At 70.9% G+C, this 12,875-nt stretch carries 11 protein-coding genes and 1 pseudogene; 4 read left to right on the top strand and 8 right to left on the bottom strand.

Annotated elements, in window-relative coordinates:
- Positions 1-39 precede the first annotated feature (39 nt).
- Entirely contained in the window at positions 40-2,769 is a 2,730-nt protein-coding gene (gene ppc, locus GA0115254_RS18745; RefSeq protein WP_093896483.1) for a phosphoenolpyruvate carboxylase, read from the top strand.
- A 27-nt stretch (positions 2,770-2,796) separates the two neighbouring features.
- On the opposite strand, the gene GA0115254_RS18740 is transcribed toward ppc, so the two are convergent.
- The 6 genes from GA0115254_RS18740 to GA0115254_RS18715 all read right to left on the bottom strand — a co-directional run bounded on the left by GA0115254_RS18740 (position 2,797) and on the right by GA0115254_RS18715 (position 7,837).
- A complete protein-coding gene (locus GA0115254_RS18740; RefSeq protein WP_093896458.1) occupies positions 2,797-3,267 on the bottom strand; it encodes a hypothetical protein in 471 nt (156 codons plus the stop codon).
- Between the two features lie 111 nt (positions 3,268-3,378).
- On the bottom strand, positions 3,379-3,972 hold the full coding sequence (pth, locus tag GA0115254_RS18735; protein ID WP_093896457.1) for an aminoacyl-tRNA hydrolase: 594 nt from the start codon (positions 3,970-3,972) through the stop codon (positions 3,379-3,381).
- A 117-nt stretch (positions 3,973-4,089) separates the two neighbouring features.
- Positions 4,090-4,674: a 50S ribosomal protein L25/general stress protein Ctc gene (locus GA0115254_RS18730; protein WP_093896456.1), complete on the bottom strand. Its 585-nt coding sequence runs from the start codon at positions 4,672-4,674 to the stop codon at positions 4,090-4,092.
- A gap of 183 nt (positions 4,675-4,857) precedes the next feature.
- On the bottom strand, positions 4,858-5,832 hold the full coding sequence (locus tag GA0115254_RS18725; protein WP_030926792.1) for a ribose-phosphate diphosphokinase: 975 nt from the start codon (positions 5,830-5,832) through the stop codon (positions 4,858-4,860).
- A 120-nt stretch (positions 5,833-5,952) separates the two neighbouring features.
- Positions 5,953-7,401 carry a bifunctional UDP-N-acetylglucosamine diphosphorylase/glucosamine-1-phosphate N-acetyltransferase GlmU gene (gene glmU, locus GA0115254_RS18720; RefSeq protein WP_093896455.1) on the bottom strand — a complete coding sequence of 483 codons (1,449 nt, stop codon included), beginning with the start codon at positions 7,399-7,401 and terminating at the stop codon, positions 5,953-5,955.
- 166 nt (positions 7,402-7,567) lie between these two features.
- Complete coding sequence (locus GA0115254_RS18715) at positions 7,568-7,837, bottom strand: hypothetical protein (RefSeq protein WP_093896454.1); 270 nt, start codon at positions 7,835-7,837, stop codon at positions 7,568-7,570.
- Between the two features lie 155 nt (positions 7,838-7,992).
- Between GA0115254_RS18715 and GA0115254_RS18710 the strand changes: the two genes are divergently transcribed.
- Complete coding sequence (locus GA0115254_RS18710; protein ID WP_093896453.1) at positions 7,993-9,306, top strand: sensor histidine kinase; 1,314 nt, start codon at positions 7,993-7,995, stop codon at positions 9,304-9,306.
- A 166-nt stretch (positions 9,307-9,472) separates the two neighbouring features.
- Here the strand turns inward: GA0115254_RS18710 and GA0115254_RS18705 are convergent, their stop codons facing one another.
- Together GA0115254_RS18705 and GA0115254_RS18700 are read right to left on the bottom strand one after the other, a co-directional pair.
- Positions 9,473-10,006, bottom strand: coding sequence for an SUKH-3 domain-containing protein (locus GA0115254_RS18705; RefSeq protein ID WP_093896452.1), 534 nt, complete (start codon positions 10,004-10,006; stop codon positions 9,473-9,475).
- Between the two features lie 10 nt (positions 10,007-10,016).
- On the bottom strand, positions 10,017-10,541 hold the full coding sequence (locus tag GA0115254_RS18700; protein ID WP_093896451.1) for a YwqJ-related putative deaminase: 525 nt from the start codon (positions 10,539-10,541) through the stop codon (positions 10,017-10,019).
- Between the two features lie 302 nt (positions 10,542-10,843).
- On the opposite strand from GA0115254_RS18700, the gene GA0115254_RS18695 reads away from it, so the two are divergent.
- Positions 10,844-11,821 (top strand): SMI1/KNR4 family protein, encoded by a 978-nt coding sequence (locus GA0115254_RS18695; RefSeq protein WP_093896450.1) that lies wholly within the window; start codon positions 10,844-10,846, stop codon positions 11,819-11,821.
- A 5-nt stretch (positions 11,822-11,826) separates the two neighbouring features.
- A pseudogene (locus tag GA0115254_RS18690) lies at positions 11,827-12,875 on the top strand (hypothetical protein); the annotation flags it as partial.

Raw genomic sequence — 12,875 nt, 5'->3', positions numbered from 1 at the left:
GAGATCCCCGTGCTCAACCACTGCAAGGAGCCGCACACCGTGAGCAGTGCCGACCAGACCCCCGCCGCCAGCCCCGAGCTGCGCGCCGACATCCGCCGTCTCGGTGATCTGCTGGGCGAGACCCTCGTACGCCAGGAGGGCCAGGAGCTCCTCGACCTCGTCGAGCGGGTCCGCGCCCTGACCCGCACCGACGGAGAGGCCGCGGCCGAACTCCTCGGTGACACGGACCTGGAGACCGCCGCGCAGCTCGTGCGCGCCTTCTCCACCTACTTCCACCTCGCCAACGTCACCGAGCAGGTCCACCGCGCCCACGAGATGCGTGACCGGCGCGCCGCCGAGGGCGGTCTCCTCGCCCGCACCGCCGACCGGCTGAAGGACGCGGACCCGGCCCACCTGCGCGAGACCGTCAAGAACCTCAACGTACGGCCCGTCTTCACCGCGCATCCGACCGAGGCCGCGCGGCGCTCCGTGCTGAACAAGCTCCGCCGCATCGCGGAGCTGCTGGAGACGCCCGTCATCGACGCCGACCGGCGCCGCCAGGATCTGCGGCTCGCCGAGAACATCGACCTCATCTGGCAGACCGACGAGCTGCGCGTGGTCCGGCCCGAGCCGGCCGACGAGGCCCGTAACGCCATCTACTACCTCGACGAGCTGCACACGGGCGCCGTCGGGGACGTACTCGAAGACCTCGCCGCCGAGCTGGAGCGGGTCGGCGTCGAACTGCCCGCGGGCACCCGCCCCCTCACCTTCGGTACGTGGATCGGCGGCGACCGCGACGGCAACCCCAACGTGACGCCCGCCGTCACCCGGGAGGTGCTGATCCTCCAGCACGAGCACGGCATCACCGACGCCCTGGAACTCGTCGACCACCTGCGCGCCCAGCTCTCCAACTCCATCCGCTACACCGGCGCCACCGACGAGCTGCTGACCTCGCTCCAGGCCGACCTGGAGCGCCTCCCCGAGATCAGCCCGCGCTACAAGCGGCTGAACGCCGAGGAGCCGTACCGCCTCAAGGCCACCTGCATCCGGCAGAAGCTCGTCAACACCCGCGAGCGCCTCGCCGGCGGCACCCCGCACCGCCCCGGCTGCGACTACCTCGGCACCGCCGAACTCCTCGCCGACCTGGAACTCATCCAGACCTCGCTGCGCGAGCACCGCGGCGCCCTGTTCGCCGACGGGCGGATGGACCGCACGATCCGCACGCTCGCCGCGTTCGGCCTCCAGCTCGCCACCATGGACGTACGCGAGCACGCGGACGCCCACCACCACGCCCTCGGCCAGCTCTTCGACCGGCTCGGCGAGGAGTCCTGGCGCTATGCCGACATGCCGCGCGACTACCGCCAGAAGCTGCTCGCCAAGGAGCTGCGCTCGCGCCGCCCGCTCGCCCCGACCCCGGCCCCGCTGGACGCCGCGGGCGAGAAGACCCTCGGCGTCTTCCACACCATCAAGGAAGCCTTCGAACGGTTCGGTCCCGAGGTCATCGAGTCCTACATCATCTCGATGTGCCAGGGTGCCGACGACGTCTTCGCGGCCGCCGTCCTGGCCCGCGAGGCCGGACTGCTCGATCTGCACGGCGGCTGGGCCGAGATCGGCATCGTGCCGCTCCTGGAGACCACCGACGAGCTGCGCGCCGCCGACGTCATCCTCGACGAAATGCTCGCCGACCCGTCGTACCGCCGTCTCGTCTCCCTGCGCGGCGACGTGCAGGAGGTCATGCTCGGCTACTCCGACTCCTCCAAGTTCGGCGGCATCACCACCTCGCAGTGGGAGATCCACCGGGCGCAGCGCCGGCTGCGCGACGTCGCGCACCGCTACGGCGTACGGCTGCGGCTCTTCCACGGCCGCGGCGGCACCGTCGGCCGCGGCGGCGGCCCCTCCCACGACGCGATCCTCGCGCAGCCCTGGGGCACCCTCGAAGGCGAGATCAAGGTGACCGAGCAGGGCGAGGTCATCTCCGACAAGTACCTCATCCCGGCGCTCGCCAGGGAGAACCTGGAGCTGACCGTCGCGGCCACCCTCCAGGCCTCCGCGCTGCACACCGCGCCCCGCCAGTCCGACGAGGCCCTGGCCCGCTGGGACGCGGCGATGGACACCGTCTCCGACGCCGCGCACGCCGCGTACCGCAGGCTGGTCGAGGACCCGGACCTGCCCGCGTACTTCTTCGCGTCCACCCCGGTCGACCAGCTCGCCGAGCTGCACCTCGGGTCGCGTCCGTCGCGGCGTCCGGACTCCGGCGCCGGCCTGGACGGGCTGCGGGCCATCCCGTGGGTCTTCGGCTGGACCCAGTCACGGCAGATCGTGCCCGGCTGGTACGGCGTCGGCTCCGGACTCAAGGCGCTGCGCGAGGCCGGTCCGGACACCGTTCTGGACGAGATGCACGAGCAGTGGCACTTCTTCCGGAACTTCATCTCTAACGTGGAGATGACGCTCGCCAAGACCGATCTGCGGATCGCCCGCCACTATGTCGACACACTCGTCCCGGACGAGCTGAAGCATGTCTTCGCCGACATCGAGGCCGAGCACGCGCTCACGGTCGAGGAAGTCCTCAAGGTCACCGGCGAATCCGAACTGCTCGGCACCAGCCCGGTGCTCCAGCAGACCTTCGCCATCCGCGACGCCTACCTGGACCCGATCTCCTATCTCCAGGTCACGCTGCTCGCCCGCCAGCGCGAGGCGGCGGCACGCGGCGAGGAAGCGGACCCGCTGCTCGCCAGGGCCCTGCTGCTCACCGTGAACGGTGTCGCCGCGGGTCTGCGCAACACCGGCTGAGCCCCCCGGACGCGGGTGCGGCCCTGCTCAGAGGGCGAAGAACGTCGCCACCAGCAGGGTCGCGCCCGCGATCCCGGTGCCCCAGGCGATCCGGGGCAGCCGCAGACCGCCGCCGATGACCAGGGCGGCCAGCAACAGCGCACCGCCCAGCGGCACCCAGGCATGCAGGAAGCCGGGTGTTCCGGTGCGTACGACATCGTCCGTGCCGGGCTTCACGACGACGGGGAAGCGGTCGCCCCTCCGCGCCGCGACGGACTTCTCGATCGTCACCCGGGGGCGCGCGGCGGCCTGACCGGACGGCGCGAACGGTCCGGTGCAGACATCGGCGCCACAGCCCGTGACGGTCATCGTGCCGTGCTCACGGCCCTTGGCCAGAACGATGTGGTGCGCCGAACCCCAGGAGGAGTACACGCCCGCGACGAGCAGCAGCAGGACGACACAGCCCATGGCGGCGCTGCGGGCGTAGGCCAGGGCGCGGTGGGAGGAGCTCCGCTTCATGGGGAGCGATCCTTGGGCAGAGCAACGCTCGCGGTCAACTTATGGCCGAAAATCGCTGGGGTACCGGCGGGAATGTCAGAGTTGTACGCGCCGCGACCGTTGCTGCGGGTGTCAGGAGTTGTACGCGCTCTGCGCGCGCTCCAGACCCTCCGCGAGCAGGCACTCCACCGAGTCGGCGGCCCGGTCCACGAGGTAGGCGAGCTCCTTGCGCTCGGTGGACGAGAAGTCCTTCAGCACGAAGTCCGCGACCTGCATCCGGCCCGGCGGCCGGCCGATCCCGAACCGGACCCGGTGGTAGTCGGCCCCCATCGACTTGGTCATCGACTTGAGCCCGTTGTGCCCGTTGTCGCCGCCGCCCAGCTTCAGCCGGAGTGTCCCGTAGTCGATGTCCAGCTCGTCGTGGATCGCCACGATGTGGTCGGTCGGCACCTTGTAGAAGTCGCGCAGCGCGGTGACGGGGCCGCCGGAGAGGTTCATGTACGACATCGGCTTGGCCAGGATCACCCGGCGGTTCTCCGGTCCCGGCGGGCCCATGCGGCCCTCGACGACCTGGGCCTGGGCCTTCTGTGCACGCTTGAACTTCCCGCCGATCCGCTCGGCGAGCAGGTCGACGACCATGAAACCGACATTGTGCCGGTTCGCCGCGTACTCAGGACCTGGGTTGCCGAGGCCCACGATGAGCCAGGGTTCGGTGGCGTCGGACATCTGCGCTCGGTCTCCTCGCGTACGAATGGTCCCGGATGGCCCGGTTACAGGGAAACGGGGCGGCGGGCCCTCGAAGAAGGAACCGCCGCCCCGTCAGTGAAGCAGGGAAGGCGAGGCTCAGGCCTCGGCGCCCTCGCCCTCGGTCTCGGCGGCCGGCTCCTCGGCCTGCGCGGCGACGACCTGGAGCACGATGGCGTCCTCGTCACCGGCCAGCACGGCACCCTTCGGCAGCGCGATGTCCTTGGCGAGAACGGACGCACCGGCGTCCAGGCCCGCGACGGAGACCGTGACCGACTCCGGGATGTGGGTGGCCTCGGCCTCGACGAGCAGGGTGTTCTGCACGTACTCCAGGAGGTTGCCGCCCGGGGCCAGCTCGCCCTCGACGTGCACGGCGATCTCGACGTTGACCTTCTCGCCGCGCTTGACGGTCAGCAGGTCGACGTGCTCGATGTTGCCCTTGAGCGCGTTGCGCTGCACGGCCTTGGGAATGACCAGGGCGTCCTTGCCCTCGATCTCCAGGCCGATCAGGACGTTGGCGGTCTTGAGCGCCATCATCAGGTCGTGGCCCGGCAGGTTGATGTGAACCGGCTCGGCACCGTGGCCGTAGACGACCGCGGGAACCAGGTTGGCGCGGCGGGTGCGACGGGCAGCGCCCTTGCCGAACTCGGTACGGGCCTGGGCGGCGAGCTTGACCTCAGCCATGACTGCACTCCTCGTATGGTGACGAAACTTGGACGGTCACCCGGCCCACGACAGGCCTGCTACGAAGAGCGCGTCGATAACGGACCGCCGTACACATGAGTACGGCCTCCCTCGCCGAGCAACTCAGTGAGTCTACCCGGCGGGGAGGCCGCACCCCAAAGTGGATCTTCCGTGCCGTGCTGCCTACTGCTCTTCGAAGAGGCTGGTGACCGAGCCGTCCTCGAAGACCTCGCGCACCGCGCGAGCGATCGTCGGGGCGATCGAGAGCACCGTGATCTTGTCGAGCTCCAGCTCACCCGGGGTCGGCAGGGTGTCCGTGAAGACGAACTCGCTGACCTTGGAGTTCTTCAGACGGTCCGCGGCCGGACCGGAGAGCACACCGTGCGTGGCCGTCACTATGACGTCCTCGGCGCCGTGCGCGAACAGGGCGTCGGCGGCGGCGCAGATGGTGCCGCCGGTGTCGATCATGTCGTCGACCAGGACGCAGACCCGGCCCTTGACGTTGCCGACGACCTCGTGGACGGTCACCTGGTTGGCGACGTCCTTGTCACGGCGCTTGTGGACGATCGCCAGCGGCGCGTCCAGGCGGTCGCACCAGCGGTCGGCGACGCGCACCCGGCCGGCGTCCGGGGAGACGATCGTCAGCTTCGTGCGGTCGACCTTGGCACCGACGTAGTCGGCCAGGATCGGCAGTGCGAAGAGGTGGTCGACCGGGCCGTCGAAGAAGCCCTGGATCTGGTCGGTGTGCAGGTCGACGGTGAGGATGCGGTCGGCACCCGCCGTCTTCATCAGGTCGGCGACCAGACGGGCCGAGATCGGCTCGCGGCCGCGGTGCTTCTTGTCCTGGCGGGCGTAGCCGTAGAACGGCACGATCACCGTGATGGAACGGGCCGAAGCGCGCTTCAGCGCGTCCAGCATGATGAGCTGCTCCATGATCCACTTGTTGATCGGAGCGGTGTGGCTCTGGATCAGGAAGCAGTCGGCACCGCGGGCGGACTCCTGGAAGCGGACGTAGATCTCACCGTTGGCGAAATCGAAGGCCTTCGTCGGCACGAGGCCGACACCCAGTTGGTGCGCAACCTCCTCGGCCAGCTCGGGGTGGGCGCGGCCGGAGAAGAGCATCAGTTTCTTCTCGCCGGTCGTCTTGATCCCGGTCACAGCACAGTCTCCTCAGACGTGTTCCTGGCGCTGCACGCATGTGTCCCGATGTGCAACGAGCCAGCCGAAATGGGGTGAGCATCTATCACGGTACGCCGTACGCGGCGTACCTGTTTCCGGTCAGCTTTCGCTGTCGTGCTCCTGGGCGGCGGCCTGAGCGGCCTGCGCGGCGGCACTTCCCGGACGCTTCCGGGCCACCCAACCCTCGATATTCCTTTGCTGGCCGCGGGCGACAGCCAGCGAACCGGACGGTACGTCCTTGGTGATGACCGAGCCGGCCGCGGTGTAGACGCCGTCCCCGACCGTGACAGGCGCCACAAACATATTGTCCGACCCGGTACGGCAGTGTGAGCCGATCGTCGTGTGGTGCTTGGCAACGCCGTCGTAGTTCACGAAGACGCTGGCGGCACCGATGTTGGTGTGGTCGCCGATCGTCGCGTCGCCGACATAGCTCAGGTGCGGGACCTTGGTGCCCTCGCCGATCGTGGCGTTCTTCATCTCCACATAAGTGCCGGCCTTGGCCTTCGGGCCGAGCTTGGTGCCGGGCCGCAGATAGGCGTACGGGCCGACCGTCGCGCCCTCGCCGACCTCGGCCCGGTCCGCGACCGTGTTGTCCACGCGTGCGCCCGCGTGCACAACGGTGTCCGTGAGCCGGGTGTTGGGGCCGACCTCGGCGTCCTCGGCGAGATGCGTGCTGCCGAGCAGCTGGGTGCCCGGGTGCACGATTGCGTCCCGCTCGTAGGTGACGGTGGCGTCGATCAGTGTGGACGCGGGGTCCACGACGGTCACACCGGCGAGCATGGCCCGCTCCAGCAGCCGCTGGTTCAGCAGCCGCCGGGCCTCGGCCAGCTGGACGCGGTTGTTGATGCCGAGGATCTCGCGGTGGTCGTCGGCGACATGGGCGCCCACCCGGTGTCCGGCCTCGCGCAGGATGGAGAGCACATCGGTGAGGTACTCCTCGCCCTGGCTGTTGTCGGTGCGGACCTTGCCGAGGGCGTCCGTGAGCAGCCGGCCGTCGAAGGCGAAGACCCCGGAGTTGATCTCCCGGATCGCACGCTGGGCGTCGGTGGCGTCCTTGTGCTCGACGATCTCGGTGACCGCACCGTTGGCCGGGTCGCGGACGATCCGGCCGTAGCCGGTGGAGTCCGGGACCTCGGCGGTCAGCACGGTGACGGCGTTGGAGTCGGCCGTGTGGGTGGCGGCGAGCGCGGTGAGCGTCTCGCCGGAGAGCAGCGGGGTGTCGCCGCAGACGACGATCACGGTGCCCTCGATGGTCCCGCCGAGCTCGTCGAGACCGACGCGCACCGCGTTTCCGGTGCCCTTCTGCTGGGCCTGGTGGGCGGTCCGCAACCGGTCGTCGACGGCGGTGAGATGCGCGCTGACCCGCTCGCTCTCGTGGCCGACGACCACGACGAGGTGTTCCGGGTCCAGCTCACGGGAGGAGGCGACGACATGTCCGACGAGCGAGCGCCCGGAGATCTCGTGCAGAACCTTGGGGGTCTTCGACTTCATGCGGGTGCCCTCACCCGCTGCGAGGACGACGACGGCTGCCGGGCGTTCGGAGCTCACGGAAATGCCCTTCGGCTTCGGGTGGTGGACACCCGAAGGATACCGGGGGGTAGGGGGCGGACATGAGTGCGGGCCCTGACCAGTGAGGTCGGGGCCCGCGCGTGTGGGCTCCCCCACCAGGATTTGAACCTGGACATACGAGACCAAAACTCGCAGTGCTGCCTGATTACACCATGGGGGAACAATGCCGATCGAACCGGACATTGTGTCGGTTCGCCGGACCGGCACCCAACACTATGCCGTACCAAGTGCCTTCTACGCGACGGTAGAGGTCCGCGCTCTTGGCGACGTGGATGACCGGACGGCCCAGGATGTTGTTGTTGTGGAGGTGCAGTCGGTCGCGGATCCGCCGGAGGCCGAAACCCTCCCGTCGCAGCGCGACGACCTGTTCGCGCAGCCCTTCGAAGCCGGCGTACTTGATCGTGATTTCCGTCATGCGCCGAGCATCGTTCGGAATGCGGACATCCGGTGCGAAAGTCTGCTCGAATCACCATTTCAAGCGATACCCAGCTGTTCCGTCTCTGTTCGACGGACGCGCGCGCTGCCCAGGTCGCCCGAAAATGAGGTGCGCCCGCCCGTAGTCTGGACGGCATGACCGCAACGGGGGCATACCGGGAAGCCGCGGGTACGACCACCCGCGGCTATTGGTGGTGGGAGCGACGGCGCGGTGTCGCCCTGGACGTGGGGCTCGCGCTCCTGTCGGCGCTGGAATGCGCACTGGAAGGGGTGGAGTTCGCCGGGAACACCGGGCTGCCGGTGCCGGTCGGCGTCGTGTTCGGGCTGCTGGCGGGGTCCGCGCTGGTGGTGCGGCGGCGCTGGCCGATCGCCGTGGTGCTGGTGTCGATCGCGACGACGCCCGCCGAGATGGGCTTCCTGATGGGCCTGATCGGCCTCTACACGCTGGCCGCCTCCGACGTTCCGCGAAGAATCACCGCGGTGCTGATGGGGATGTCCTTCATGGGGACGTTCATCGTCACGTACGTACGGCTGCGGCAGAGCGTCTCCCAGCAGACCGACCTCGGGCGCGACGACTGGTACGTACCGCTGATATCCCTCTTCATGTCGCTCGGGCTCACCGCGCCGCCCGTGCTGTTCGGCCTCTACATAGGGGCCAGGCGGCGGCTGATGGAGAGCCTTCGGGAGCGGGCGGACTCGCTGGAGCGGGAGCTGTCGCTGCTCGCCGACCGGGCCGAGGAGCGGGCCGAGTGGGCGCGTACGGAGGAGCGCCACCGGATCGCCCGCGAGATGCACGACGTGGTCGCCCACCGGGTCAGCCTGATGGTCGTGCACGCCGCCGCACTCCAGGCCGTCGCGCCGAAGGACCCGGCGAAAGCGGTGCGGAACGCCGCCCTGGTCGGCGACATGGGCCGCCAGGCGCTGACCGAGCTCCGCGAGATGCTCGGGGTGCTGCGGAGCGGGGAGCCCGTGGCGGCCCGGTCCGCGAAGCCGCCGCTCGCCTCGGTCGGCCGGGCGGCGGCGGCCGCGGCCGCCGCCGCCACGGAGGACGGGCCCCGGCTGCACGAGGTGGAGACCCTGGTCGGGGAATCCAGGGCGGCCGGCATGACCGTGGAACTCTCGGTGGACGGCGAGGCCCGCCCGTACGCGCCCGAGGTCGAGCAGACCGCGTACCGGGTGGTGCAGGAGGCCCTGACGAACGTGCACAAGCACGCGGCGGGTGCGAAGGCGTGGGTGCGGCTTGCGCACCGGGGCTCGGAAGTCGCGATGCAGGTGGAGAACGGCCCGTCGGACGCCGCCACGGCGGACGCGGGGCTGCCGAGCGGGGGCAACGGGCTGGTCGGCATGCGGGAGCGGGTGCTGGGCCTCGGCGGCGTCTTCGTTTCCGGCCCGACGGATGCGGGCGGTTTCCGGGTGTCGGCGGTCCTGCCGGACCGGGGGGCGGCCTGATCCGCCCTGCGGCCTCGCTTCGTCCTGGATCGCCGGGCGGGCGATTCCGGCGTCCGGTGTTCGAGGACGGAACCGGGAGGATGGGTTGCCGGGCCGGAACCGTGACCGGGCACGGCCGGGAGCCGTCTTGTCCTCGGTCGCCGGACGGGCCGGAATACCGGGCCGCTCACCCCGAGACGAGGCGCTCCGGCTGGATGCCGCCGACCAGCGTTGCCAGCGCCTGGTCGATGTCCGGGCCGAGGTACCAGTCCCCGGTGTGATCGATGCTGTACACCCGCCCCTGCGTGTCGATCGCGAGGACGGCCTGCCCGTCCCCCTCTTCGCCCAGCGGGCTGACCTCGGTCTCCAGTGCCCGGCCGAGGTCGCCGAGCGTGCGGGCGAGATGCAGTCCGCTCAGCGGATCGATGCGCACCGAGGCCGGTGCGATCTGCCGGCCCGGCGCGGACGCCGTGATGCGCAGTCCGCCGAACTCCGCCCATGCCTCCACGGCTGCCGGGAAGACCGCGTGCTGATGACCGGCTGGCGACGCGTGCGAGCGCAGTGCGTCGGCCCACTCCTCGGCCTGCCGGATGTCCCAGCGGCCGGGCTGCCAGCCCGCGGCGCGCAGGGCGGCGTCGACGGCGACGGGGAAGCGGGTCGAGGAGTGGCGGTCGCGGTCCGCGGGGCGCGCCTGTTCGGGTCGGTCGGTTCGGTCGTGCATCGGCGCGCGGTCAGCCCTTCTCGGCGGTGGTCGCCGCCCCGGTGGTCGTGAGGTCGACGGGACGTACGCCGAAGTGGGCGAGCATCGCCTCGCAGGAGCGGCACGGCGGCGCGTAACTGCCGTGCATCGGGTCGCCGTCCTCACGGATGCGCCGTGCGGTGAGCCGCGAGTGCTTCAGGGCGCGGCGGGCCTCGCCGTTGGTCAGCGGCTTGCGCTGGGCCCGCTTGGAACGGCCGGCTTCGGCCGCGGTGAGCTGCCGGGAGAGCAGTATCGCCTCGGGGCAGCGGCCGGTGAAGCGTTCACGCTGGCCGCTGGTGAGGGTGTCGAGGAAGTCCTGGACCAGTGGGTGGAGTACGGGCGGCTGGTCGCCCTTGCCCGCCGTGCAGGTGAGCGTCTCACCGCGTACGGACAGCGCTGCGGCCACCGCGGGCAGGATGCCGTCGCGGCGGTGGTGCAGCCGGGGTGTGAGGCTGGTTCCGGTGTTGCTCCAGCTGAGGCGTGGATCCCCGGATGTGACTGTTTGTGCGCTGTGCATGGTGCTTTTCCCTCCCGTGCCCGCAGCGGTAGCTGCGCGATGTGCACGCCCCCGAGTTCGGTGACAGCCTGCCAAATGTCCCGGCTGGTGGGGAAGCTGGGGCGGGGAAACGCGTCTCCGTGTCACCCGGCAGTGGCAGCGGCATCGCTCGTCAGTCACGCCGCCGTGACGGTTCGTGACGGAAGGGGAGAGGGGTGGCGCAGGGGCGAGACCCGCTCTTGCGCCACCGCATAGGCTGTGCCCGGACCGCCCCCTTGGGCAGGTCGGTCCTCACCAGTCAGACGCAGCAGGGGGCAACCGCCATGACGACAGGTCGGCTCGGGCAGCAAGCCGCGCCACCGAACGCGGCCTACGCCGGGCAGCTCGTGCATTTCCCGGACCCGGTCCGGGCGTCCCGCCACCCCAGAGGTGTGCGCATGGACGAGAACGGCAGCCCGGACTTCGCGCCGTACGCGCGCGCCGCCGCCGAGATAGCCGAGCCTCCGCAGGGTTTCGGCGTCGACGAACTGCGGCTCACCGACTATGTCTCGGCCAACGCGGCGCTGGCGGCGAGCGGCCATGAGCTGTGGGACACGATTCCCGCCGTCGCCACTCCGCACGGCTGGACCTGGCACCACGTACCAGGCGGCCGGCGCATGGAGCTGATCCCGGTCGAGGTCAAGGCGCTGCTCAGGCATCACGGCGGCCTCGCCGCCACCGCGGTCGACCAGAACAAGCGCGGTACCCGCCCGCTGCAGGAGACCCGGCCCGCCCACTTCCGGCTGCCCAAGGGCGCCGTCGCGGTGGGCGAGCAGCAGATCCTGGGCGTCGAGGAGGACCTCGGCTATCGGCTGCCCGGTGCCTACCGCTCCTTCCTCAAGGCGGCGGGCGGCTCGGCGCCGGTCGGTGCGGCGCTCGACGCGGAGCTCGGTCTCCTGGTCGACCAGCCGTTCTTCACGGTGCGCGAGGAGGCCGCCGTGAACGACCTGGTGTACGTCAACAAGTGCCTGCGGGACCACCTCACGAAGGACTACCTGGGCGTCGGCTTCGTCCAGGGCGGCATCCTCGCGGTGAAGGTGAAGGGCAACGGTGTCGGTTCGGTCTGGTTCTGCGCGTACGACGACGCCCGTGACCAGGACGGCTGGAATGTGCAGGAGCGGGTGGATCGGCTGCTGCTGCCGTGCGGTGGCGACTTCGACGCCTTCCTGCAGCGGCTGGCGGGCAATCCGCCGGAGCTGGAGACCGTGGCGAACCTGATGGTGGACGGCGGCTTCGCGCGGGCCGTCCCGGTGGAGGGGTGAGCGCGATGGTGACCTTTGCGCAGGCGCAGGAGCGCGCGGACGAGTGGATCAACGGCGACGTGCCCGCGTACCAGCACCGCGAGGTGCGGGTACGGGAGTTCGAGCTGGGCTTCGTGGTGTGGGGCGAGGACCGTGCCGAGGGTCCCGTCTCGGACGGCGGCCGGCAGCGGCTGGTGATCGCCAGGGACAGCGGTGAGGCCACTCTGTGGCCGGGGCTGCCGGTGGGCGAGGTGATCCGGCGGTACGAGGAGGAGTACGGCGCACATGATGCGGCGCCGGCCGCTCCGGAGCCGCCGCAGCGCATCGATCTGAACCAGACGTCCTTCCTGTTGAGCCCCCCGGAGTGGCTCCAGGAAGCGGCTGACAAGCTGGGCATCCCGGACCGTCGGGCGGACCGGGCCGGGGACGCGGCCCCTTCGGCTCCTTCGACCGCTCCTCCCCCCATCGCCCCTGCTGCTCCCGCGCCCGCGGCTGCGCACGGTTCGCCGGGCGGGCCGGTCGCGTACGAGCCCACCGCCAACGACGGCGTTCCGGCATCCCCGCCGAACGTGCCTCTCGGGTCGACTCCTTGGGCCGGGACCGACACCAACGCGGGCTCCGCCGACGGTGCGGTGCCCCTGCCGGCCACGGTGTTCGCACCGCCGCTCTCGGGCGCCGACGACGACGGCACCCCGCCGCCGGTCGTACCGGCCGATGCGCCGACCGCCCTGATGTCCGGTGGCAGCCAGCTGCCCCCGACGGCGATCGTCCCCGGCCTGGACCAGCCGGGAATCGGTGCACCCGCACCCGGAACGCCTGCTCCGAGTGGACCGAGTGCTCCCGGCCCCGGCGCCGTTGACATCGCGGATGCGGCCACCAGCAAGGCCGTCGTGCCGCCGCGCGGTGCGCGCGGGAGCGGTTCGACGACCCCGCCGCCGCCCGGTGTCCCCGGCACCCCGGGCGCCAGGCCGGGTGCGCCCGTGCCACCGCCCTCGGGACCGGGTGCGCCCGGCGCTCCGGCGGGCGGGTACCTGCCGACGCAGCTCGCTCCCCAGCAGGGTCCGCCCGGAGTTCC

The sequence above is a fragment of the Streptomyces sp. Ncost-T10-10d genome (assembly GCF_900091955.1).
Taxonomy (GTDB): Bacteria; Actinomycetota; Actinomycetes; order Streptomycetales; family Streptomycetaceae; genus Streptomyces.
Note: the sequence above shows the minus strand (reverse complement) of the source record. Positions and strands in the feature narration are given on the sequence as shown.

Coding starts and splice junctions, on each gene's coding strand:
- GA0115254_RS18710 (WP_093896453.1), top strand. CDS start 7,993: ATGACCGCAACGGGGGCATACCGGGAAGCCGCGGGTACGACCACCCGC.
- GA0115254_RS18715 (WP_093896454.1), bottom strand. CDS start 7,837: ATGACGGAAATCACGATCAAGTACGCCGGCTTCGAAGGGCTGCGCGAA.
- GA0115254_RS18730 (WP_093896456.1), bottom strand. CDS start 4,674: ATGGCTGAGGTCAAGCTCGCCGCCCAGGCCCGTACCGAGTTCGGCAAG.
- GA0115254_RS18705 (WP_093896452.1), bottom strand. CDS start 10,006: ATGCACGACCGAACCGACCGACCCGAACAGGCGCGCCCCGCGGACCGC.
- GA0115254_RS18740 (WP_093896458.1), bottom strand. CDS start 3,267: ATGAAGCGGAGCTCCTCCCACCGCGCCCTGGCCTACGCCCGCAGCGCC.
- GA0115254_RS18700 (WP_093896451.1), bottom strand. CDS start 10,541: ATGCACAGCGCACAAACAGTCACATCCGGGGATCCACGCCTCAGCTGG.
- pth (WP_093896457.1), bottom strand. CDS start 3,972: ATGTCCGACGCCACCGAACCCTGGCTCATCGTGGGCCTCGGCAACCCA.
- GA0115254_RS18695 (WP_093896450.1), top strand. CDS start 10,844: ATGACGACAGGTCGGCTCGGGCAGCAAGCCGCGCCACCGAACGCGGCC.